Origin of the sequence: Glutamicibacter sp. MNS18 (assembly GCF_026107515.2) — a bacterium.
In the GTDB taxonomy this organism is placed as follows: domain Bacteria; phylum Actinomycetota; class Actinomycetes; order Actinomycetales; family Micrococcaceae; genus Glutamicibacter.
In genome coordinates, this window is sequence record NZ_JAPCHW010000005.1 from 143,107 (window position 1) to 164,798 (window position 21,692).

Below are 21,692 nucleotides of genomic sequence, written 5' to 3' on the forward strand. Positions count from 1 at the left end.
GAAATTCCAAAAAACTGTTGACTGAATCACAGTCGATGCTAGCATTTCTTGCATGCAACAAATCAAAGAATCAATCACTGCCATTTGGGAATCAGCCTGGGATCGTGGCGAGGTAGAAGCCTTCGATGGGATCCTTCACCCGGAGTACCGGCGTATCAGCACCCAATCGAAGCATGTCGTGGATGCTGAGGCGCTCAAGCAGGACATCCTCGATGTGCGTGCGGCCTTCCCTGACCTGGTGACCACCATCGACAGCCTCGTGGTGGATGCCGATGGGAAGAGCGCGGCCATCTTCTGGCACACCAACGGAACCTTCGCCAACGACCTTCAGGGAGTGCCGGCAACCGGGAACAAGGTTGAAACCCGAGGGTCGAATCTGCTGACGCTCCAGGATGGGTTGGTGATCTCGGAGCAGGTGACCTGGGATCAAACCGAATTGCTGGCCGATGTTGGCGTTCCTTCCCTGCGTTCGGCCTTCGAAGCCCCGTCCGATGGGGTGGTAGTCGATGACCTCAGCGGGATTCCGGGGCGTGAGGAGCTCAAGGGCTTCAACCGCCAATTTGTCACCGGCGTGACGGTGGTGACAACGGTTGATGACCAGGGCAAGCCCCGTGGGTTGGCCGCGAACTCCTATGTCTCGGTGTCGCTGGAGCCACCGCTGGTGCTCGTCTGTGTTCAGAAAACCACGAGCACATACTCCTCGCTGTTCAAATCAACTCACCTGGGTATCAATATCATGAGCAACGAGCAGCGCGATACCGTAGGCATTTTCGCTTCCAAGGGCGATGACAAGTTCGCCACCCTCGACTGGCATACCGGACCGAACGGTAGCCCACTGATCGATGGCTCGGCGGCATCCATCGAGGCCGAGATCAAGGAACGTTTCCAAGCCAAGACCCATACCGTGTTCATCGCCAAGGTGAAGCACTCCGAAGTGGCCCAACTCGAACCAATGGTCTACAAGGCCGGCCGATTCTTCGATGGGGCAAAGCTCAACGAGCTCTAGGTACCCAGACAATCTTTGACCCAACCAGAAAGCGTGAAAGCGATGAACACCAACCCTGAGCACAGGCAGTACGGGGGTCCCGTCGGCGGCCCCACCTTGACCGGTGGGGAACTGCGGCGCGCCAGCAGTGCAGACGAAACCAAGAGCGTGTACAAGAAAATCTATGCACCCGGCGGTGTGCTGTTCATGTCCCTGGCGCTGGTCGTCGGTTTCGTTATCTGGGCCGCATCGGCGCCGCAGAACCTGAACGAGTTGATGAGTAACGCATCGAACTGGGCAGCGAAGAACATCGGCTGGAGCTACCTTTTGGTGACATTGGGCTGCATAGGGCTGATGCTGTTCCTGGCGATCTCCCGCTTCGGCAGAATACGGTTGGGTAAGGATGCGGACCGACCGGAATTCAGCAACTGGGCGTGGATAGCCATGATCCTAGGGGCAGTGATGGGCATTGGCCTGATCAGTTATGGCGCAGCCGAACCCATGTCCCATTTCATGTCTCCGCCCCACGGACGCGCAGAGGCGGAAACCATCGATGCTGCGGTGACAGCGCTTCAATTCTCATATTTCGACTGGGGACCCAACGCCTGGGCTTTGTTCGGTGTCTTCGGTCTGGCCATCGCTTACTCGACTCACCGTCGTGGCAATTCCGGACTGGTATCTGTGATGTTGCGTCCGGTACTTGGCAAGTCGATGGACGGCTGGGCGGGAAAGACCATCGATATCTTCACAGTGCTGGCGACGTTGTTTGGTACCACCACTTCGCTTGGACTCGGTGCCTCACAGATCGCCGAGGGCTTGAACCGGATTACCGGCCTACCCAACGACCTGATCGTCAAGATCATCATCATTGCCGGAATCACGGTAATTTTCACGCTGTCTGCACTCTCCGGAGTGGGGCGGGGAATTAAATGGCTGAGCCAGGGAACTATGGTTGGTGCCGCCATCATCGGCCTTTTCGTGCTGGTGTCCGGGCCGACCGGTTTCATTACCAACATCTATTTCCGGTCCGTTGGACAGTTCGTCGGCGAGTTCCCCGCCGTGGCATTGTTGACTCCATCAACTGCCGAGGATTTGCAGTGGATGCAATGGTGGACCTACTTCATGATGGCTTGGTGGCTGAGCTGGGGGGCGTTCGTCGGGATTTTCCTGGCCCGTATTTCCAAGGGGCGGACCATCCGTGAGTTCGTCGCCGCGGTCTTGGGAATTCCTTCGATGGTTTTCAGTATCTGGTTCTGTATCTTCGGTGGCACCGCTATGGATCAGCAGATGAACACCGCAACTGGGATTGGTGAAGCTACCCTGGTGGATACCAATACGACATTCTTCGCGGTGCTGGCCGAGCTACCATTCCCATTGATTACCTCGATTTTCACGATCATCTTGGTGGTCATGTTCTTCGTTACCGGGGCCGATTCGAATACCTTCGTTCTGGGGACGTTAACCTCCGGCGGGGCCATGTATCCGAAGCGACCGGTACTAACAGTGTGGGGCGTGTTGACCGGTGTGTGCGCGATCGTGCTGTTGATTGTCGGTGGCCTGCAGGCCTTGCAGCAAGCGGCAATTCTCTCGGCCGTCCCGTTCACTGTGATTGTCACCTTGCTGGCGATCTCGCTGATAAAGGAACTGCGCTCGGATACCAGGCTTGCCGCACCGGCCAACCAAGACCCTGAAGATGCTCCAGTGCCCGTGAAGCGGTAGGAGGAACTAGGGAAGGCATCATGACCTTAACGAGCAAAGGGCCTGTCGCAACGTGGGATAACGTTGGGCAGGCCCTTTGCCGTACGGACGTCGACTACTTCTTCAGGTGGTCCACCAGCTGGGAAGCGATGCCGTTGTAGGTATGCGGGGTCAACGACTGCAGACGCTGTTCGGCTTCGGCCGACAGCCCCAGTTCACCCACGAATTCCTTCAGGCGGGCGGCATCCACACGCTGGCCACGGGTCAGGTCCTTCAGACGCTCATAGGGGTTGTCCATGCCTTCCACACCGGCGATGGACTCTGCACGCATCACCATCTGGATGGCCTCGGCCAGCACCTCCCAGTTGTGGTCCAGATCCTCGGCGAGCACCGCTTCGGCGACGTCGAGCCGATCCAGGCCCTTGGCGACATTGGAGATCGCCAGCAACGAGTGCCCGATCCCGGTTCCGATATTGCGCTGGCCGGAGGAATCGGTCAGGTCGCGCTGCCACCGGCTGGTGACCAGGGTAGAAGCCAGGGTGTCCAGGATGCCGTTGGAGATTTCCAGGTTCGCCTCGGCGTTCTCGAAGCGGATCGGGTTCACCTTATGCGGCATCGTCGACGAGCCGGTGGCCCCGGCCACGGGAATCTGCGCGAAGTAGCCGATGGAGATGTAGCTCCAGATATCGGTGCACAGGTTGTGCAGGATGCGATTGAAGCGGGCGATGTCCGCGTAGAGTTCGGCCTGCCAGTCGTGGGATTCGATCTGGGTGGTCAACGGGTTCCAGGTCAGCCCCAGGTGTTCCACGAAGCCCCGGGAGATCTGCTGCCAGTCGGCACCGGGAACCGAGGCGTAGTGTGCGGCATAGGTGCCGGTGGCACCGTTGATCTTGCCAAGGTACTCGGTCTTGGCGATACGATCCAGCTGGCGGGTCAGGCGCCAGGCCAGTACGGCCAGTTCCTTGCCCAGCGTGGTCGGGGTGGCCGGCTGGCCGTGGGTGCGTGAGAGCATCGGCACCTCGCGGGATTCCTCGGCCATCTTGCCCAGCTGGGCGACCAGGTCGCGAGCCGCCGGCAGCCAGACCCGGGCGACAGCTCCCTGGACCCCGACGGCGTAGGACAAATTGTTGATGTCCTCCGAAGTGCATCCGAAATGCACCAGTGGCTTCAACTGCTCGATACCGATGCCTTCCAGACGGTTGGCAATGTAGTACTCCACGGCCTTCACATCGTGGACGGTCACGGCCTCGATCTCGGCAAGTTCCTTCACCGAGTCGGCGTTGAAATCGGTCACGATCTTGCGCAGGGCCGCCTTCTGCTCCGCGGTCAGCGGGGAAGTTCCCGGCAGGACGGAATTGTCAGTCAGGTGGATCAGCCACTCGATCTCGACGTGGATCCGGTCACGGTTCAGGGCCGCTTCGGACAAGTAGTCCACCAGGGGAGCGACAGCCGAACGGTAACGGCCATCAAGTGCACCAAGTGCCAGGGGTTCATTTGCAAGGGAAGTGCGCGCAATCTCAGACATGCCCATATTCTTCCATCACTTGCCGTCAGACTCATCTTTTGCGACAGCCGGTTCCATCCACAACTGGTGGGCAGGCCCTCCTGGGTGACGTGAACGGGCCGCATTCTGGAGTTTATCCGGGCGTGCTGCCCGGTCAACCGGAGATCGGGAGGCGAGCGACGATGTTCAACGCGACGTTGGATTCGGTGGGGACCAAGCTGGCGGAAACCGAGACCGCGGTTACATCAGCGATCCGGGAACTCACGGCAATCAGTGGCCTGACATGGCAAACAGTCGCTGGAAAGGAGTTCATCCAGCGTAGTGGCGAACTGGCGGAGGAGCTCCGCCGGATGTTGCTGGCTATTGCCTCAACCCGGGACCAGCTGGTAGCCGCCATGAATGATCTGGCGGTATTGGAAGAACAGATCATGCAGTACCAACTGGCGGGTTAACCATGGGGTATGAAATCAATTACAACCCGGAGGATTACGCACAAGCCGCCGCGGCCTGCCGGGCTGTGGCATTGCACTCCCGCAGGGCGCAGACCTTGTTCCAGCAATGTCTGATGCGTGCCATAGCCTGCCGGATCGAAGCGCGGGTGAGGGCGAATGCCGCCGGGTTGAGCCCATGGCTACCGGCACTTCACGACTTCGGGACGCAGTTGCAGGATCTGATCCAGTTGTCAGGGCAGCGGGAATCCGAAGCGGTGGACCTCGCCACCAAGGTCGAGCAGGCGATTATCAACGCCACGGAAACGGAACGGAAAGTGCGGGCCATGATCGCCCTGTTGCGCACACCGGGCACACTGATGCACGGTTTCACCGGGGCCCGGGAGAACAACTGGCGCCCGCCACGCAATGAAACCGAACGGCTACTGGAACTGCTGGCAGTGCTTGCCAACGTCGAACTGCTGCCATGGAACGCCACGGACCCGCTGGGCTCACCGGTCCAGGACGTGATGCAACGGTTCGCCGAGGTCCTGGATACGCAGAATCTGCTCCCGCGTCAGCCGATCGTGATCGACCAGATCCAGGATCTGGCACCGATACCGATGGACGGAACCCTGGACAGCTACTATCGGTTACAGGACCTGTCGCGGCAAGAGGACTCACGGATCCTCATCGGACGGACCCGCAGTGAGGGCCGGGAAGTCTTCCTGGTTATCGTCCCGGGAACTCAGCCGCACCGCGGGGACGGTAACCCCTTCGATCCCCGGGGCATCATGGATTCGTTGGGGCATGACTCGAACAACTATGCCGAGGCGTTTGCCAAGGCCCTGGAGTTCAGCGGGGCGCATGAGGGAAGCGAGGTCGTGCTCAGCGGCCATTCCCAAGGAGGTATCCATATCGCCAACCTGGCCAAGCACCCACTGTTGCGCAACAAGTTCAAGATCAAGACGGTGCTGACCCTGGGGTCGCCGATCGGCCCGATGACCTTGCCCCAAGACGTGAAGTCCTTGCATCTGGAAGACGAAACGGATCCGGTGCCCGGGATGGACGGGATGCCCAACAAGAGGAAGCGTCAGCAGATTACCGTCACGTTCCCTGAACCGTCAGATCCCGAGTCGCTGGACTCCGAAGGGTTCGGCAAGGGGCACCAGCTGGAAAACTACCGGGACCATCTGGAACATCTGCAGAACACGCCGAATCCGGAGCTGGCCCCCATCATCAATAGCCTGATGTTTGCGCCCGGTCCGATGAAACTCAAGAGCTTCCGGCTCCGGCGACGTAAGAAGGAACCGGCGCCGACCCCGAAGCGTGAGGATGAGCACTACAGGAAGCTCAGCGGGATCAATCCACCGCATTGACCGGGATGTCAGCAAGAACGCTAGCGACGGTCCTTGCTGACAAACAGCCCCAGAACCGCGGACACGACGGAAATGATGATGGTCCCGACAATGGCGTCCCACCAGAACTTCTCGATGGTCAGGGAAACCGGGGTGAAGCCCGAGACCCACGCGGTGAGCATCAGCATCAGCGCGTTGATTATCACGGTGAACAAGCCCAGCGTCAGGCAGGTGATCGGCAGGGAGAACAGCCTCACGATCGGGCGGACCAAGGCGTTGATGACACCGAAGATCAAACCGATGATCAGGTATGACAGCCCGGCGCCCATGGCCCCTTCACCCACGCTGTCGATGTGGATCCCGGGCACGATCCACACCGCGGCAGCCAGGGCCAAGGCATTGACGATAACGCGAATCAAGAAGTTCATGGAATATACCTTGTCACAAGTTTCCGGACGGATGCTGAAAAACTTCCCCGTGCCTCCAGCGTCACGGATAAGCTGGCTTCATGACTGATAACCCCGTGACTCATGATCCCGTTCAGCCGCGGCCGGTGGTTGCTCGCCTGCCCAAGTACGCGGCAGGCAAACCTCCGGTGGAGGTGCCGGGGCTGACTCCGTACAAGTTGGCATCGAACGAGAACCCGTTCGGGCCACTGGATGAGGTCCGTGCGGCCATTGCCGCCCAGCTCGGTACAAACCGTTACCCGGATACGGTTTCCACTGAGCTCTGCGCCCGACTGGCACCGGTTCTTGGAATCCCGGCTGCGGATATCGTCACCGGCGCAGGCTCGCTGGGAGCGTTAACGCAGATCCTGGCGACCTTCGCGGGCCAGAACGAGGACGGTGTCCAGGACGAGGTCATCTTCGCCTGGCGCTCCTTCGAGGCCTACCCGATCGTGGTGCAAAGCGCAGGGGCGCTGCCGGTACAGATCCCGCTGCTCGAGGATGGCCGCCACGATCTGGACACCATGGCCGAGGCGATCAACGAGAATACCTCGGTGATCCTGTTGTGCACACCGAACAATCCCACCGGCCCGATCCTGACGCAACAGGAAGTCGACGACTTCATTGCCCGGGTTCCCAAGAACGTGTTGATCGTCTTGGACGAGGCCTATACGGAGTTCGTGCGGGATCCCGCGGCCGTCGACGGGATCAAGACCTATAAGCAGCACCAGAACGTGGTGGTGCTGCGAACCTTCTCCAAGGCGCACGGGTTGGCCAACCTGCGGATCGGCTACTCCGTATCCCAGCCCGAGATCACCAGTTACATCCGACTGGTCGCTACACCCTTCGCCGTCTCCACGGTCGCCCAGCAGGCCGCCATCGCTTCACTGGAGAACCTGGATAAGGTCATGGAACGGGTGGATACGATTGTCGCGGAGCGCGAACGCGTAGTCACCGCGTTGAAGGACCTGGGATGGAACATCCCTGCCACCGAAGCAAACTTCGTCTGGTTGCCGTTGGGCGAGACGACCACGCAGTTTGTCGAGCTGGCCGACCAGCAGGCGTTGTCGGTGCGCGGGTTTGCCGGTGAAGGGGTGCGGGTCTCCATCGGCGAGGTGGAAGCGAACAACCGGTTTATTGAGCTGTGCCGGGCGAATTCGGGGTTGTTAAGCTCATAGGGCGGGTCGAAATCTCGCATTTCCCCGGTCTCGGGCGCTAGGCTTAGGACGAGGACATGCCGTATATGTCCCATGCGGAATACATTCCGCATGGGGCATATTTGATTGAAGGGACAGCGTATGCCGCGCAAGGCAGCCGAGGCATCGGACCAGGGGTTCATACAGATATTGACTCCGGACGGTCAACGGCATTCCCATGAGTTCTATGATGCCTATCTGCAGGACGTGGATGACCAGATGCTGCGCGATTTCTATCGCGATATGGCCCTGACCCGCCGATTCGATGCCGAAGCCACCGCGCTGCAACGCCAAGGGCAGTTGTGCCTGTGGGTGCCACTGCGGGGCCAGGAAGCAGCCCAGATTGCCTCGGGCCGTGCAACCCGCCCCGGTGACTACATTTTCCCGACCTACCGCGAACATGGCGTGGCCCTGACCCGGGATGTGTCCTTCTCCGAGATGCTGCGCCTCTTCCGCGGGATTTCCGGTGGCGGATGGGATCCGAGGGAAAACAACTTCCATATGTACACCATGGTGCTCGCCGCGCAGCTTCCGCACGCGGCCGGGTACGGGATGGCCGTTAACCTGGAACAGCACGGTTGGGATGAAGCCAGGCGTGCGGCCGAAGGCGAGGCGGTTGTCGCCTACTTCGGGGATGGTTCATCCACCGAAGGCGAAACCCACGAATCCATGGTTTTCGCCGCCAGTTTTAATGCTCCGGTGGTGTTCTTCTGCCAGAACAACCAGTGGGCCATTTCGGTGCCCTTCGAGGTCCAGTCCAAGGTCCCGCTGGTGACCCGCGCTGCCGGATACGGCATGCCCGGCATCCAGGTGGACGGCAACGACGTGCTGGCCGTACTCGCAGCCACCCGTTGGGCGTTGGAACACGCCCGCAGCGGCAAGGGGCCGGTGCTGATCGAAGCCATTACCTACCGGCTCGGTGCCCACACCACCGCCGATGATCCAACCAAGTACCGCAAGAGCGCCGAGGAAGAGGCCTGGGATCCGAAGGATCCGCTGACCCGGCTCGAAACCCACCTGCGTGATGCGGGGCTGGTGGACGATGCCTTCTTCGAGCAATTGGCCGCAGACGGCGACGCGATGGCCGCGCGGGTCCGCGAGGATGCCATGGCCTTCCCGGTTCCGCCCCTGGCCGAAGTCTTCGACCAGGTGTATGCCGAAGCCCACCCGTTGATCAAGGAAGAGCTGGCATGGCATCTGGAGTACGAAGCAGGATTCGCCGATCAGGCCGGAAACGAGGGCAAGTAAGTTGACCACCACCATGACCCTGGCCAAGGCGATCACCGCCGGCCTGGACAAGATCCTTGAATCCGAGGCGCACTCCGTTATCATCGGCGAGGACATCGGCAAGCTCGGCGGCGTCTACCGGATTACCGAGGGGCTGCAGGAAAAACACGGGGCGCACCGCGTCATCGACTCCCCGCTGGGTGAGGCCGGCATCGTCGGAAGCTGCGTCGGCATGGCACTGCGCGGGCACCGCCCGATGGCCGAAATCCAGTTCGACGGGTTCGTCTTCCCCGCCTTCAGCCAGATCACTACCCAGCTGGCCAAGATGCGCACCCGTTCCGAGGGGCGCATCGACATGCCGGTGGTCATCCGTATTCCCTACGGCGGCGGTATCGGATCGATCGAGCACCACTCGGAATCACCCGAGGCGCTGTTCGTGCACACCGCTGGTCTGCGCGTGATCACCCCCTCCAACGCCAACGACGCCTACTGGATGATCCAGCAGGCCGCCGCCTGCCAGGACCCGGTGATCTACCTGGAACCCAAACGCCGATACTGGCTCAAGGGAGAGGTCGATACCGAAACCCCGGCGCTGGACGCGTTCAAGGCCCAGGTGGTCCGCCCCGGCGAGGACGCCACCATCGTCGCCTACGGGCCACTGGTTCCCGTGGCCCTGGCCGCTGCCGATGCCGCGCTGGAGGACGGGCGCTCCATCGAGGTCATCGACCTGCGCTCGCTCTCACCCATCGACTTCGACACCATCACCGAATCCGTGCAGAAGACCGGACGGCTGATCCTTACCCATGAGGCACCGACTTTCGGCGGCCTGGGTGGCGAAATCGCCGCACGGGTGACCGAACGTGCCTTCCTTTCGCTGGAAGCCCCGGTGATCCGGGTGGGCGGTTTCCACATGCCCTATCCGATCTCCAAGGTCGAATCGCAGTACCTGCCCGATATTGACAAGCTGCTTGAAGCGCTCGACCGCTCCTTCGCATACTAGAGTCCAAGGAGAAAACATGACTACCTTCAACCTGCCGGACGTTGGCGAAGGGCTGACCGAGGCCGACATCGCCTCATGGAAGGTCGCCGTGGGCGACACCGTCGAGGTCAACCAGGTTTTTGTGGAGATCGAAACCGCAAAATCCTTGGTGGAGTTGCCGTGCCCGTTCGCCGGCGTGGTGACCGAGCTGCATGCCGAGGAAGGCCAGACCCTGCTGGTCGATGCCCCGCTGATCACCATTGACGAACAGGGCAACAAGCCCGCCCCGACCGGTACCCCCCAGGCGTCAGAGGCGTTGGCTACCGCCGCGCCGGTGGCCAGCGAGGAGCCCGGTCCGCTGGTGGGTTCCGGGCCCACCGCCGACTCGGCACGCCGCCGTACCCGGCTGAACCGTCCGGCTCCGAGCGAAAGTGGCAAGCGTACCGCAGCCGCCCGCGCCGGAAGCACCCCGTCCGCGTTGGCCGACCAGATCTCCCGCCGCGCCCAGGACTTGTCGGCCGCGGTGGCCCGCGAGGTGGACAAGCGTAAACCGGCCATGGCGAACTTCGTGGACCGGGTCATGGCCAAGCCTCCGGTCCGCCGGCTGGCCAAGGAACTGAATATCGACATCAACGATGTGGTGGGCACCGGCACCCAGGGTGAAGTCACCCGGGAGGACGTGAACAGCTACAACGCGCAACGCGCCGCCGAACGCGATGCCGCCCCGATGTACTGGCAGAAGGGGGCCAGCGAGGAAACCCGGATCGAACGCATCGCGGTGCGCGGGGTGCGCAAGGCCACCGCCAAGGCCATGGTGGATTCGGCGTTCACGGCACCGCACGTGTCGATTTTCGTGGACGTGGATGCCAGCCGCACCATGGAATACGTGGCCCGGCTGAAGAAGTCCCGCGATTTCGAGGGCATCAAGGTCTCCCCACTGCTGGTGCTGGCCCGTGCGGTCATCTGGGCCGCGGCACGCAACCCGAGCGTGAATGCCAGCTGGGTGGAAACCGAAAATGGCGCCGAGATCCACCAGAAGCACTTCCTGAACCTCGGCATTGCCGCGGCCACTCCGCGGGGCCTGCTGGTGCCGAACATCAAGGACGCCCAGGATCTGTCCATGCGCGAGCTGGCCATCGAGCTCAACGACCTGGCCACGACTGCGCGCGGGGGCAAAACCAAACCCGAGGCCATGCGTGACGGTACCCTGAGCATCACCAACATCGGGGCGCTGGGCATCGACATCGGTACCCCGATCATCAATCCGGGGGAGGTGGCGATCGTGGCCTTCGGAACCATCCGGCAGAAGCCGTGGGTTGTCGACGGGGAAGTGGTCCCACGCTGGATCACCACCCTGGGCGGTTCCTTCGACCACCGCGTGGTGGATGGGGATCTCTCGGCCAGGTTCATGGCCGATGTGGCCTCCATCATGGAGGAACCGGCGATGCTGCTGGACTGACAGCACAAGGGCCACCCCATCGGCGGGTGGCCTTTGCCGTTCCGGAACCCGCCGGGCGAGCTCGGACGTTTTGTCCATTCACTGTTGATAAGTTGGGGTGCAGTGAAACCCGAACCGAGGAAACAGCCGATGCGACCAGCCCGAACCCTGCCTGCCTCGGCCGTACCGGCCCTGCTGCTGGCCCTGCTGCTTCCCGCGGCACCCGCCCTGGCTGCCGACCCGATCCCCGTGTATCCCAGCGCCACGAGCGTGCCCGAGGACACCGAAGGGGCCATCATCCTGCCGGGTTTGGCCACCGACACCGGGCAATTCCAGTTTGCGCTCAAGGACTCGGCCGCACCACTGGTTGATACCCGGCAGGTCGTGGACGCCGCCACCGAACTGCTGGAGGGAACCGGGCTGAAGCTGGCCGTGGCGGTGGACCAGGACCCATCCAGCGTCGCCTCGGCCGCCCAACTGATCCGCGGGATGCTGCTGTTCGGCCCCATCGACGCGCTCAGCGACGACTGGCTGGAGCACGGCAAGACCCGCGGCTACGTGGGCAAGGACTGGGTGGTCATCGGGATCATCCTCCCCGAATCGGGGAAGGGCCCCGCCCGGGTCGCCGTGGACCTCGGACGCAACGTCAAATCCAAGGCGGATCGTGGGGACCTGGATGCCGCGGGCCTACGGGACTATGCCGGGGGAAACACCACCGACGGGGTGATCGCCACCATCGAGTCGGTGGTTTCCGGGGTGAAACTCAGCCCGGACTACGCCAAATACGCCTTGCTCGTCCTCGGGGTGCTCGTGGCCCTGGCATCAGCTGCCGGCATCACCAAGGGGCTGCGGCATCGTCGACGGGCGCGGGAGCAGAAGCGCCAGAAGCAGACCCTCGCTGCCATTGGGCGTATCGGCACCCTCGCCCGGGGGATCGAACACCTGGGATACCGTCCGATGAAGATCATCGGCAGCAGCCCGGCCGCCAATGCCGTGCGCTGGCTGGATGAGCACGGCCCCGGCCTGGTGCAGGCCGCCCGGCTGGCAACGGGACCGGAGGGGAACACCGACTTCAGCAACAGCATGCGACAGAAGCTCATCGAGTACGCCGCAGCCCTGGAGGAACTCTCCTCGATCCTCCAGGAACTGGCCTCCTGGGACCGGCCGTCACGCCGCACCGCCAGTTTCCGGACCCTGCAGGAGCACCACCGGACGCAATTGTCCGGCATCCCGCAACTGCTGGTGACCCGCCGGAGCATTGTCAATGCCGGGGTCCTGCGCCAACTGGCCGTGGAACATACCGACGCCCTGGAAACCCTGGAAACCGAGATTCCCGCGACCAGCGGGGTTTCGCACGAGGACCTGCTGGCCGGGCATTGGCAGTTGCGCCGGGAATTGGAGGTGGAACTGGACCGCGCTCTGGAAGCGGGCGGCGGAACGGCAGAACTGGCCGGCACCCTGCGTCGAGGCCCGCTGGAGGACCCCGACATCTACGAACGGCTGAGTGGATTGATCGGCACATATGACCCGGTGCTCAACCCATGAGCACGAACAAGTGGACCCGGCACTGGCCCTGGCTGCTGGCCCTGGTGTGCGCCGTCATCACCACCTTCACCGCGGCCAGCGCCTACCGGGCGTTAACGACCGAACCGCAGCACCAGCTGACCATCCGGGTTGACGGAGAACACGAATGGAATATCTCGCAGAGCACCGTTGACGCGGTGTTGCAGGAGCCCATCCGCAGCTGGCGGCCGCTGGAACTGACAGTCACCGATCGCTGGCTGACCGGGGATGAGCTACTGCGCGGCGAGGTGAGCGGCACCGACATCCTGCTCTCCACGAGGCTGGGAAACCGGGCTCCGGATACGGATTACCGGGTGTCCGAACGGTTCTCGGGCACCGGATTCAACAGATCGCTGGTGGGAGATGATACCGAATACACCGACAAGCGTTTTGATATCCACAACGGCTTCAGGGACAACCTCGGGCTGGGCCACGGCCCGGCAGCCGTGGTGGCCGCCGGTGAGCAGGCGGCCGCCGTGCTCGGCGACAAGCCGGTCACCAACCCGACGTACTGGCTGGCAGGCATCGGTTTGGGAGCCATGGCCACCTTCGCCTTCCTTGCCCTGGGATTGCGCCGCCGCCGTCGGCAGACCAGCCGGGAGCAGCGTCTGCGCGCGGCCGGACGCAAGCTGGCCCGTGTGGTGTTGGACCTCGAGGCCCTGGAGGTGACCTACCGGGCCACACCGGAAGGACGCCGCCCAGGCGGGTTCACCGAAGCGTGGCGGAGACTGGAGGCACTCTCGCTGGAGGCCGCCCGCTGCGAACAACAACTGCTGCGGGATGTGGCATCGCCCGGATTCGTTGCCGAACTGGCCGGCTTCGAGCGAGACTGCCGCGAACTGACCGAGCTGGCCGATGCCCTGCTGGGGGCGGGATCGGTGCACGCCGAATTGGCCGGAACGGGATCGACCTTCGACCGGCTGAGCCAACCGATCAACGCGGCGGTGCTGGAACTGCTCAACCGGTTGCGCCATGCCCCGGGGCGCATGGTCAGCCAGGAACAATTGCAGTCGTTGCGTGAAGCCCTTGACCGGCTGATCAGCGTGGCCAACAATGCCGACGACTCGCGGGCCGCGATCGAGAGCTGGTCGCGGGCCGAAGCCGCCCTGGCCCGCACCGTGCGGGATCTGAATGCCTGGCTGCGACGCTATCCGCACATCCGGCTGGCCGCCCCGACCCCGGCCGAGTCGACGGAGCTGCTCAAGCTGCGTGAGAGCCTGGGGATGAAGCCGGACCGGCGTGAGCGCGCCCTGGTGCAACTGGGCTACGCCAATGCCCGGGTCCGGGCCATCCTGGGGGACCTGCCCGGGGACACGGCACCCGCTCCGCCGGGCAGGATCCGCACCTGGGTTTCGGGTCTGGCCCGGGGCCAACGGACCGGAGGAGACGAACCCGACGTGCGCCGCCGCTGGTGGCGGATCGGCGTGGCCGCCGTGCTGCTGATTGGCGCGATGATCGTGTCGGGGGTGGTGATCACGCCCTACTCGCAACGTCCGCAAGGCGAGGAGGACCGAGGCAGCCGGGCCTTGGAGCTGGTCATCGACGGGGTGCACGAGCAAGTGGTTGAAAGCGACATCCGTCGGTACATGGATGTGCAGTTCCCGCAGGCCGAAAGGATTACCATCGCCGTGCGCGATGCCGGTGCCTACCTGGAATACGATCCGGAGGATCCGGATTACCTGGTTCCCCGGAATATCCCGGAGATCCTGTGGCGCCTGAAACACGAGTTCAGCGACAAGGTCGACCCGGAGACCGGGGAGCTGTTCGAAGGGGAAGCGATCATCCCCGCGATGATCTTCGAGAACGGGGAGTTGGCCATCCCCGGGATGGCCAGCTGGCAGCTGGCCCGTGGCGAATACGGCTGGGGCCAGCCGGTGCGGTGGGAACACGGTAGCATCCGCTCTTCCAGCTATGGCGGGATCACGTTGGCGAACATGATCGACGATTACGCCGAAGCCCTGGTACGCAACGACGCTCGCCGTCCGGACTTCTCGGTCTCCGCCCTGTTCTGGACGCTCACGGCCATGATCTGGCTGACAGGCCTGAACGCCGTGCTGCTGGTGCGCTTCCTGCTGGGAGCCACCACGTCCCTGGGCCGGTTGGGACGGTACGGCCGTCGGCTGCGCGCCGCGCAACGGGACCTTGGGCAACTGGCCCTGGGGCTGGACGAGTCACGGCTGAACACGGTGGCGGTGCTGGGTGCCGGCCCGCCGGGAACTGCTGCAGAAGCCGGCCAGCGGTTGCATGAACGAGCGCTGGCGATGGCCTGGCGTGAGGCCGAGGAACTGGCCTCCATCCCGCTGGCCGAACGCTATTCAGGCACCTTCGGACGCCGGGTCCGGCACCTGGAGAAACTGGTACAGACCCTGGGACGTCACGAGGTTGATGCCGCGGTGCGTGCCCAGCAGCTGATTGCCGCAACCCGCGGGGCCGGCGGAGGAACACCGGGGCCCCAGCAGGTGCCCGGGTGACCCCGGCCACCTCAACGCCAACAGGTCCCACCCGGACGCTGCCGGGCGGGACCTGTTCTCGTGCCGTTAGTTCTTCCCGTCCTCCTCGGGAGCGCTCAGCCCCAGGCTCTGCGGCAGGACGGCTTCCTCACCCAGGACATGCTCAGCCAGATAACCCAGGATCACCTGGTACCAGACCTTGGCATGCTGCGGGCTGAGGATCCAGTGGTTTTCCTCCGGGAAGTACAGGAAACGGTGCGCTGTCGAACCGTCGGCCTGCTGCGGAAGCCCGGATTTCGAGAGCAGCTCGTACCATAGCCGCAACCCCTCGCCGATCGGCACCCGGTAGTCCTTGTCCCCGTGGATCACCAGCATCGGGGTGCTAATGCGATCGACGTAGGCGCTCGGGGAGTACTTGGCGACCATCTCCGGTCGCATTTCCCGCGCCCAGTAGAAGGACATGTCGGTAGTCGGGCCGAATCCGTTCAGGTCCCAGAGGCTGGCATGGGTGACGATGGCCTTGAACCGGTCGGTCTGCCCCGCGATCCAATTGGCCATGTAGCCGCCGAAGGAACCACCCAGGGCCGCGGTACGGGTCCGGTCGATGTCCGCACGGTCCTCAACGACGTCGGTGATCCGCATCAGGTCGGTGTACGGTTCGGCACCCCAACGGCCCCAGCCGCGGGCGACGAAGTCGTGGCCGTACCCGGTGGACAAACCCGGATCCGGCAGCACCACCGCATACCCCTGCGCGACCATCAACCAGGGATTCCAACGCCAGCTCCAGGTGTTCCACGAGGACACCGGGCCGCCATGAACCCACAGCAGCAGCGGAGCGGGGGACCCCGCTGTGGCCTGGTCGGGCAGGGCCAGCCAAGCGCGGATGCTCGTGCCATCCTCGGCCGTCGTGGTGACCTCTTCCAGGCGTCCTGGCAGCTTGGGCCGGCCCACCGGCGAATTCAGCGCACCAAGGGCGACCTCGTCCCCGTCTTCCAGCCCGGTGATATGGGTCAGGTCCAGTCGTACCGGCTCGGCCGGGTACTCGTAGCTGGCCCGCAAGGCGAAGGCGGAACTCGAATCCGGGGAGATGACCACATCGCTGTAGCTGCCCTCCCGGGTGAGCCGGGTGACCTTGTCGGTTTCCAGGGCAATGTGGAATACCGGTCCGCGGCCGAAGTCGTCGGCGGTGACCAGCAGGGCGGTGCTATTGGGCAGCCAGGTCACCGAGGTGACCATCCGGTCCCAGCCGACCGCGATCTGGTGGGTTTCCCCGCCAGCAAGGTTCATCAGCCACAGGGTGGAACGGCCCGGGTTTTCCGGCGTGGAACGTTCGATGCGGTAGTAGACCAGTTCGGTCGAGTCGGGGCTGATCTTGCCCACACCGTATTCGTAGGTCTCATCCGGTTCCAGCAGTAGTTCGCGTTCACCGGTATCCAGATCGATCTTGGTCACACCCTGATAGGAGCTGCCGCGACCTTCCGGGGTCCTCCAATCGGTGACCAGGAACTGGCCGTTGGGTGCAATATGCATGCCCGCTTCGAGCAGCTCGGCTCCGATCCCCGGGCTGATGGCCTCGGGCGTGGCCGCGTCGTCGGTTTCCGAGGGAAGCTGGGCACGGAAGTAATCGGGTTGTTGCGGGCCCAGATCGTGGTCCCAGAAACGTACCGGGTAGCCGCTGTGCAGGATGGCGTTGACCTTCTTGTCCTTGCGCAGTGCGCGCAGGGTCTTGTCCTGTTCGATGTTGCCGGCGCCGGGCATGGTGCTGGCGGTGAAGACCACGGTGCCCTGCCGGGAGGCCGGGGCGGTCGGCAGGGTCTGCACCGCACCAATCCCTGCCGGGTGTTCCACTACCAGCTGTGCTTCACCGCCATTGGCCGGCAACCGCCACAATGCCGGTTTGGCATCCTTGTCGGATGAGCGTTTGGCGATAAACAGCAGGTCCCCGTTCGCGGTGAAGCCCGCTTGTGTTTCCCCCTCGGTTCCGCGGGTGAGCCGCCGGGCCGGGGAAGCTCCGTTGGTGTCCAGCTCCCACAGGGCGCTGCGGTAGCCGGTCTCCTCCTTGTCCAGCGAGGTGACCGTGGTGACCAGACGGGAACCGTCGGGGGAGAGCTGCAGGCCCGCGACGCGATGCATGCCGATGTATGAGTCCAAATTATGAAATGAATGCTTAGAGTGTTCCACCTCACTTATCTTTCCATTGATTTGCGCTTCGCACTAGAGCAAACGTGATTCGGTCCAGCGAAACGTTGGTGGCCGAAAGGCATCTGATGTCGAAGTGAACCTGAGAGTGTCCTGACGAAAGTTCGATCACTCCTTGGAATAAGGGGTGAAATGAGGCACCGTATGAAGTGGGGTCTGGCGATGATATACCGCCACATTCGACGTAGGAGGCAGACCATGCGCAACCCGAAACGAAACCTCACCCTGACCGCCATGCTCATCAGTGCCGGATTCCTGGTGACCGGATGCTCCGGAAACCAGTCGCCGGAGCCGAGCACACCGCCTATTGCTTCCGAGCAGTCGCCCACCGTCACCGAAAGCCCATCGTAAACGGCCACGGAAATGCAGACCATATCCAAGTACGAGGTCACCTTGGATATTCCGCAGACGTGGAGCGTCGAACCGGAGGAGGAATGCGAGGGTGAATGTCACGAATACACCCAATGGAACCTGAAGAACCAGGCCGGGGTCACGGTACTGAGCCTGTTGCCGAATACGGCGACCTCCCCAGACGGGGACATGAACCTCTACGAGCGCGAAGTGCTCAGCAGCGACCCGGCTCCCGGGTTGACATTCCAGCCAGCCAGTGTGGTGGCCCACCATGCCATCGGCACCCACCAGGAGGACGGTGGAGTGACCGAGTCCTTCTCCATGGCGATTGTCGATGATGAGGTTCTGGCCAAGCGCGGGGAACAGCCGGACTTGGACTACTTCAAGACCAGCGAGGATGCCTGGCCGATGCTGTGGGTGTCCAACGAGTACCTGGAGGTCATGGGCTATCGCGTGGACGGGCAGATGACCCGGGAACAGGCCGAGGAGTTCCTGAACTCGGAGGACTTCACCTACCTGAACTCGATCATGAAGACGGTGCGCATCACGGAGTAGGGGCCAATTCCTGGCTTGTAGCAGTTTCCGCAGACCACGGGCGCTTCCGTTCCCATGCGCGGAAAACACTTGTGGACAGGCGGATTCGGGCTCATGATAGGTCCATAACAATCGGTGGGGACCGATGGTCATGGGGGAATCGACAATGGAATATCGCACTCGCACGTCGGGAATCGCCAGGGTCGTGCTCTGCGCGATGCTCGGAACCGCGTTGCTGTCGACGGGGGCCACGGCTGCCACGCCGTCCATGAACGCCGCAGCGCAGGATCCGTTTGGGGGCCAGGGGGCCGCAGACTACGCCGCGTTCCACGTATCCGAGTCCGGCTTGTTGAAGCCGCAGGACCTGGGGAATCCTGCGGCAGGCGCCAGCACCACATCGACGCTGGTCACGCAGGCGAACCTGAACTTGCGCACCGGAAATAGCACCAGGCACAAGGTCATCCTCACCATGCCGAAGGGTGCGAGCGTGAAGGTCCTGTCCAAGGCGGCCAACGGCTGGTACAAGCTCAGCTACAAGGGCAGGACCGGCTGGGCCAGCGGGCAATACCTGAAAGCGGCCAAGACAACGGCGAAACCCAGGACCGTGAGCAAGCCGCCCGCCACGTTGGTCACCCAAGCGAACCTGAACATGCGCACCGGCAGCAGTACGAAGCACAAGATCGTGCTGACCATAGCCAAGGGAGCGAATGTCAAGGTCCTGTCCAAGGCGGCCAACGGCTGGTACAAGGTCAACTACAAGGGCAGGACCGGCTGGGCCAGCGGACAGTACCTGAAAGCGACGGCACCGAAGGCCACGCCGAAACCGATTGCTCCCCAAACCACCCAGGGCAAGGGTCCGAACCTCACCAAGTCGGTTGTGCTGACCTATGACGACTGCCCGCTGACGCTGTCGGCCTTCGACGCTGTCGTCAAGTACGCGGCAAAGAGCAACATCGGGCTGGTGCTTGCTCCCACCGGAAACTGTCTGGCTTCCTTCAAATCCCGGTACGGTGTGGATCTGGCAGACCGGGCCCGGGCCCACGGACAATGGGTGATCAACCACTCGGTCAGTCATCCTGATCTGCGTAGGCTCTCCTGCGCCAACGGGGCCAAGCAGTTGCAGGGCACCGGGGTGCGCACCAACTGGGGAAGGCCGCCATATGGGGCGATCAACGACAATGTGCGCTGTGCATATCAGCGGGCGGACATGCGGATCTGGACTTGGACCGTGGACACCATGGACTGGCAGGTGAAAAACAAGAAGACCATCGTTGCCCGGGCATCGCAGGCCAAGGCCGGGGACACAGTCCTGATGCACATGCAGTGGCAGGGGTTCGATGTCGACGCGATCAGGCAGATCGGCAACAACCTGGGCAAACGCGGGCTCACAGTGTGTAGGGCCTATCATGGTCCCAAGGGCGGGGTGCAGAAGACCCCGGTCAAGCTGCCCGCGTCGCTACCTTGCTAAACGGGTCGGATAGTCGGTCCGCGGCGGGTCGTCCGATGGCTCAGGCAGCGAAGGGCTGCAATTTGCCGGCCTTGTAGAGCACGGTGGCTTCCTCGGCCAGCTTGTTCGCCTCGATGGCTTCGGACGGGGTCATCCAGTAGGTGTTCACCCTCAGGTGTTGAGGTGGATCCAGGTCGCGGGGCAATAGCACCATAGGGCGACACCCCTCGACCTTGACCACCTTGAACAGGCCGCAGTGCCGGGCCAGGTGGTGGATCTTGCAGTACAGATCCACATTGTCCACGTCGGTGGTACCGCCATTTTCCCAGGGCTCCAGGTGATCGAGTTCGCAGCGGTGCGCCGGCATGGTGCACCCGGGATAGGAACAACCCCGGTAGGCGGCACGAACCGCCTTTCCGACGTGTTTGGGGAAGAGGCGCCGGGCTCGTCCGAAGTCGAGGACCATGCCCTTGGAACCGAGGACCTCGGGGTAGATCTTGGCCTGACACATGATCGCCCGGGCTTCACCGGCAGTCAGCGGCAGCCCGTTGGCGGTGATCGCGAAATCCGTGGCCCCGGCCAGCATTTTCTCGTAGTTCAGGATCACCATGACCTCCGGGGTGACCGATCCGGCTCGTTTTCCGTCCGGCACGGTCCCGGCGCCCCGGATCAGTTCGATCAGCGCGATCAGGTGCCTGAATTCGGGGCGGACCTTTTCCAGCGGTAGTGACAGTTCCGCCGGCATGCCGGTATCTGCGGTGGTGCACACCGGCTGGGTGGCTTCGGGAGCGTGGGCGTCCTGTGCGGGAGCCTGTGATGCGGTGCCGGAAGATTCGTCGGCTCCTGTTCCGGTTTCGCCCGGAAGATCCCCGGGTTCGGGTCGCGCATCCGGGACCATGGCCGGCAGCTGCGGCGTATCCCCGGGTGATTCCTGCGCCCAGGCAGGCATATCGGACGGGTCTCCCCATGGGGCGGACACGGCAGGCTCCGGTCCTGTGCCGTTGGGCGGTGCTGCGGGACCGTATCGGGTGGCAACCAAGGCATCGAGTGCGTCGCGGTTTCCGGCGATGGTCTTGGGGTTGTCGATCTGGGTGAAAACGGATTCGAGCAGTTCGGCGTCCTGGGGAAGGAGCTTGAGCTGGTAGGTGACCAGTCCGCGTTTGAGCCCGCGCCGATACAGCCCGGATTCGGCTATCAATGCTTCGAGAGGGCGGTCGGCGGCCACGGTCTGCTCCACGAGGCGGTTCATGTGCTTGCGTGCGCTCTGTGGCTGGTCCCGAATCAGGGTGATCGCATCGCGTTCGAGCTGTTCCTGGGCTCCGGCGGCGCCGGGTCCGGTGCCCAGATCCTTCTTGGCTCCGCGGATCTGTCTGGCTGCACTGGTGACCAGCCTCGGGTCGATGTCCTTCCCGGTGAATTGCTCGGCCAACTCGGGCATCAGCGGGTCGGTGCGCGTGCCGGTTTCGGTGATGGCGGCGATCAACGCCTCGGCCTGGTGGACCCGTTCGCGGGCCGTGGTCAACGGGATATTCAGCCAGCCGTGGAGCAGGTCCACGGTGTTGCCGTAGTAGGAGCGCCCCATGGTGGTGCGCCCGTTGATCGCAGCCAGCTCGGCAGGGGAGGGATCCAGGCCCGCGTCGCTGATGGCCTGGAAGGAGTCCTGGTCCAGCTGATGTGCGCCAGTGCGTCGCAGGGCGTCGACCGCATGGAGCTGGGCGCGGACCAGCTGTTCACCCAGATGCTCCACCAGTCGCGCGAAGTAGGCGGCATGCCCGGGCGCAGGTTCCTGCCCGGCGAGCGCCGCGGTCGCGCTCTGGATCAGTGATGCCGCCTGGGCCAACTGGGCCAGTGGGCTGGTGGAGGTGTTCATGGCCCCAGCATGCCCCACC

General features: G+C 63.3%; 17 protein-coding genes. 13 read left to right on the forward strand and 4 right to left on the reverse strand.

The window, feature by feature from the left end; genetic code table 11:
• Positions 1 to 52 precede the first annotated feature (52 nt).
• Positions 53 to 1,006: a flavin reductase gene (locus OK351_RS08430; RefSeq protein WP_265157853.1), complete on the forward strand. Its 954-nt coding sequence runs from the start codon at positions 53 to 55 to the stop codon at positions 1,004 to 1,006.
• A 42-nt stretch (positions 1,007 to 1,048) separates the two neighbouring features.
• Entirely contained in the window at positions 1,049 to 2,704 is a 1,656-nt protein-coding gene (locus OK351_RS08435) for a BCCT family transporter (RefSeq protein WP_265157855.1), read from the forward strand.
• A gap of 94 nt (positions 2,705 to 2,798) precedes the next feature.
• Here the strand turns inward: OK351_RS08435 and purB are convergent, their stop codons facing one another.
• Positions 2,799 to 4,208 carry an adenylosuccinate lyase gene (gene purB, locus OK351_RS08440; protein WP_265157857.1) on the reverse strand — a complete coding sequence of 470 codons (1,410 nt, stop codon included), beginning with the start codon at positions 4,206 to 4,208 and terminating at the stop codon, positions 2,799 to 2,801.
• 89 nt (positions 4,209 to 4,297) lie between these two features.
• Between purB and OK351_RS08445 the strand changes: the two genes are divergently transcribed.
• Both OK351_RS08445 and OK351_RS08450 read left to right on the forward strand, forming a co-directional pair.
• Positions 4,298 to 4,639 (forward strand): hypothetical protein, encoded by a 342-nt coding sequence (locus OK351_RS08445; RefSeq protein WP_265157859.1) that lies wholly within the window; start codon positions 4,298 to 4,300, stop codon positions 4,637 to 4,639.
• Between the two features lie 2 nt (positions 4,640 to 4,641).
• Positions 4,642 to 5,994, forward strand: coding sequence for a lipase family protein (locus OK351_RS08450; RefSeq protein ID WP_265157861.1), 1,353 nt, complete (start codon positions 4,642 to 4,644; stop codon positions 5,992 to 5,994).
• A gap of 20 nt (positions 5,995 to 6,014) precedes the next feature.
• Here the strand turns inward: OK351_RS08450 and OK351_RS08455 are convergent, their stop codons facing one another.
• The gene (locus tag OK351_RS08455) at positions 6,015 to 6,401 is read right to left on the reverse strand and encodes a phage holin family protein (RefSeq protein WP_265157863.1); all 387 of its coding nucleotides are present in this window, start codon (positions 6,399 to 6,401) and stop codon (positions 6,015 to 6,017) included.
• 80 nt (positions 6,402 to 6,481) lie between these two features.
• On the opposite strand from OK351_RS08455, the gene OK351_RS08460 reads away from it, so the two are divergent.
• The 6 genes from OK351_RS08460 (at position 6,482) to OK351_RS08485 (ending at position 15,293) form a co-directional block, all read left to right on the forward strand.
• Positions 6,482 to 7,597: a histidinol-phosphate transaminase gene (locus OK351_RS08460; protein WP_265157865.1), complete on the forward strand. Its 1,116-nt coding sequence runs from the start codon at positions 6,482 to 6,484 to the stop codon at positions 7,595 to 7,597.
• Between the two features lie 120 nt (positions 7,598 to 7,717).
• On the forward strand, positions 7,718 to 8,863 hold the full coding sequence (gene pdhA, locus OK351_RS08465) for a pyruvate dehydrogenase (acetyl-transferring) E1 component subunit alpha (RefSeq protein ID WP_265157866.1): 1,146 nt from the start codon (positions 7,718 to 7,720) through the stop codon (positions 8,861 to 8,863).
• A gap of 13 nt (positions 8,864 to 8,876) precedes the next feature.
• On the forward strand, positions 8,877 to 9,842 hold the full coding sequence (locus tag OK351_RS08470; protein WP_265158381.1) for an alpha-ketoacid dehydrogenase subunit beta: 966 nt from the start codon (positions 8,877 to 8,879) through the stop codon (positions 9,840 to 9,842).
• Positions 9,843 to 9,858: 16 nt separating this feature from the next.
• Entirely contained in the window at positions 9,859 to 11,280 is a 1,422-nt protein-coding gene (locus tag OK351_RS08475; protein ID WP_265157868.1) for a dihydrolipoamide acetyltransferase family protein, read from the forward strand.
• A gap of 129 nt (positions 11,281 to 11,409) precedes the next feature.
• Positions 11,410 to 12,804, forward strand: coding sequence for a hypothetical protein (locus OK351_RS08480; RefSeq protein WP_265157870.1), 1,395 nt, complete (start codon positions 11,410 to 11,412; stop codon positions 12,802 to 12,804).
• Positions 12,801 to 15,293 carry a DUF5129 domain-containing protein gene (locus OK351_RS08485; RefSeq protein ID WP_265157872.1) on the forward strand — a complete coding sequence of 831 codons (2,493 nt, stop codon included), beginning with the start codon at positions 12,801 to 12,803 and terminating at the stop codon, positions 15,291 to 15,293. The genes OK351_RS08480 and OK351_RS08485 overlap by 4 nt, the downstream gene beginning before the upstream one ends.
• A gap of 66 nt (positions 15,294 to 15,359) precedes the next feature.
• On the opposite strand, the gene OK351_RS08490 is transcribed toward OK351_RS08485, so the two are convergent.
• Positions 15,360 to 17,405 (reverse strand): S9 family peptidase, encoded by a 2,046-nt coding sequence (locus OK351_RS08490; protein WP_265157874.1) that lies wholly within the window; start codon positions 17,403 to 17,405, stop codon positions 15,360 to 15,362.
• A 264-nt stretch (positions 17,406 to 17,669) separates the two neighbouring features.
• Between OK351_RS08490 and OK351_RS08495 the strand changes: the two genes are divergently transcribed.
• The 3 genes from OK351_RS08495 to OK351_RS08505 all read left to right on the forward strand — a co-directional run bounded on the left by OK351_RS08495 (position 17,670) and on the right by OK351_RS08505 (position 19,824).
• Positions 17,670 to 17,822: a hypothetical protein gene (locus OK351_RS08495; RefSeq protein ID WP_265157876.1), complete on the forward strand. Its 153-nt coding sequence runs from the start codon at positions 17,670 to 17,672 to the stop codon at positions 17,820 to 17,822.
• 12 nt (positions 17,823 to 17,834) lie between these two features.
• A complete protein-coding gene (locus OK351_RS08500) occupies positions 17,835 to 18,377 on the forward strand; it encodes a hypothetical protein (RefSeq protein ID WP_265157878.1) in 543 nt (180 codons plus the stop codon).
• Between the two features lie 145 nt (positions 18,378 to 18,522).
• Positions 18,523 to 19,824 (forward strand): SH3 domain-containing protein, encoded by a 1,302-nt coding sequence (locus tag OK351_RS08505; RefSeq protein WP_265157880.1) that lies wholly within the window; start codon positions 18,523 to 18,525, stop codon positions 19,822 to 19,824.
• A 40-nt stretch (positions 19,825 to 19,864) separates the two neighbouring features.
• Here the strand turns inward: OK351_RS08505 and OK351_RS08510 are convergent, their stop codons facing one another.
• Positions 19,865 to 21,673, reverse strand: a complete 1,809-nt coding sequence (locus tag OK351_RS08510; protein WP_265157882.1) for an HNH endonuclease signature motif containing protein — start codon at positions 21,671 to 21,673, stop codon at positions 19,865 to 19,867.
• Positions 21,674 to 21,692 lie beyond the last annotated feature (19 nt).

Coding starts and splice junctions, on each gene's coding strand:
- OK351_RS08490 (WP_265157874.1), bottom strand. CDS start 17,405: ATGCATCGCGTCGCGGGCCTGCAGCTCTCCCCCGACGGTTCCCGTCTG.
- OK351_RS08430 (WP_265157853.1), top strand. CDS start 53: ATGCAACAAATCAAAGAATCAATCACTGCCATTTGGGAATCAGCCTGG.
- OK351_RS08480 (WP_265157870.1), top strand. CDS start 11,410: ATGCGACCAGCCCGAACCCTGCCTGCCTCGGCCGTACCGGCCCTGCTG.
- OK351_RS08455 (WP_265157863.1), bottom strand. CDS start 6,401: ATGAACTTCTTGATTCGCGTTATCGTCAATGCCTTGGCCCTGGCTGCC.
- OK351_RS08500 (WP_265157878.1), top strand. CDS start 17,835: ATGCAGACCATATCCAAGTACGAGGTCACCTTGGATATTCCGCAGACG.
- OK351_RS08495 (WP_265157876.1), top strand. CDS start 17,670: ATGCGCAACCCGAAACGAAACCTCACCCTGACCGCCATGCTCATCAGT.
- OK351_RS08510 (WP_265157882.1), bottom strand. CDS start 21,673: ATGAACACCTCCACCAGCCCACTGGCCCAGTTGGCCCAGGCGGCATCA.
- OK351_RS08505 (WP_265157880.1), top strand. CDS start 18,523: ATGGAATATCGCACTCGCACGTCGGGAATCGCCAGGGTCGTGCTCTGC.
- OK351_RS08475 (WP_265157868.1), top strand. CDS start 9,859: ATGACTACCTTCAACCTGCCGGACGTTGGCGAAGGGCTGACCGAGGCC.
- OK351_RS08485 (WP_265157872.1), top strand. CDS start 12,801: ATGAGCACGAACAAGTGGACCCGGCACTGGCCCTGGCTGCTGGCCCTG.
- pdhA (WP_265157866.1), top strand. CDS start 7,718: ATGCCGCGCAAGGCAGCCGAGGCATCGGACCAGGGGTTCATACAGATA.
- purB (WP_265157857.1), bottom strand. CDS start 4,208: ATGTCTGAGATTGCGCGCACTTCCCTTGCAAATGAACCCCTGGCACTT.
- OK351_RS08450 (WP_265157861.1), top strand. CDS start 4,642: ATGGGGTATGAAATCAATTACAACCCGGAGGATTACGCACAAGCCGCC.
- OK351_RS08460 (WP_265157865.1), top strand. CDS start 6,482: ATGACTGATAACCCCGTGACTCATGATCCCGTTCAGCCGCGGCCGGTG.
- OK351_RS08470 (WP_265158381.1), top strand. CDS start 8,877: ATGACCCTGGCCAAGGCGATCACCGCCGGCCTGGACAAGATCCTTGAA.
- OK351_RS08435 (WP_265157855.1), top strand. CDS start 1,049: ATGAACACCAACCCTGAGCACAGGCAGTACGGGGGTCCCGTCGGCGGC.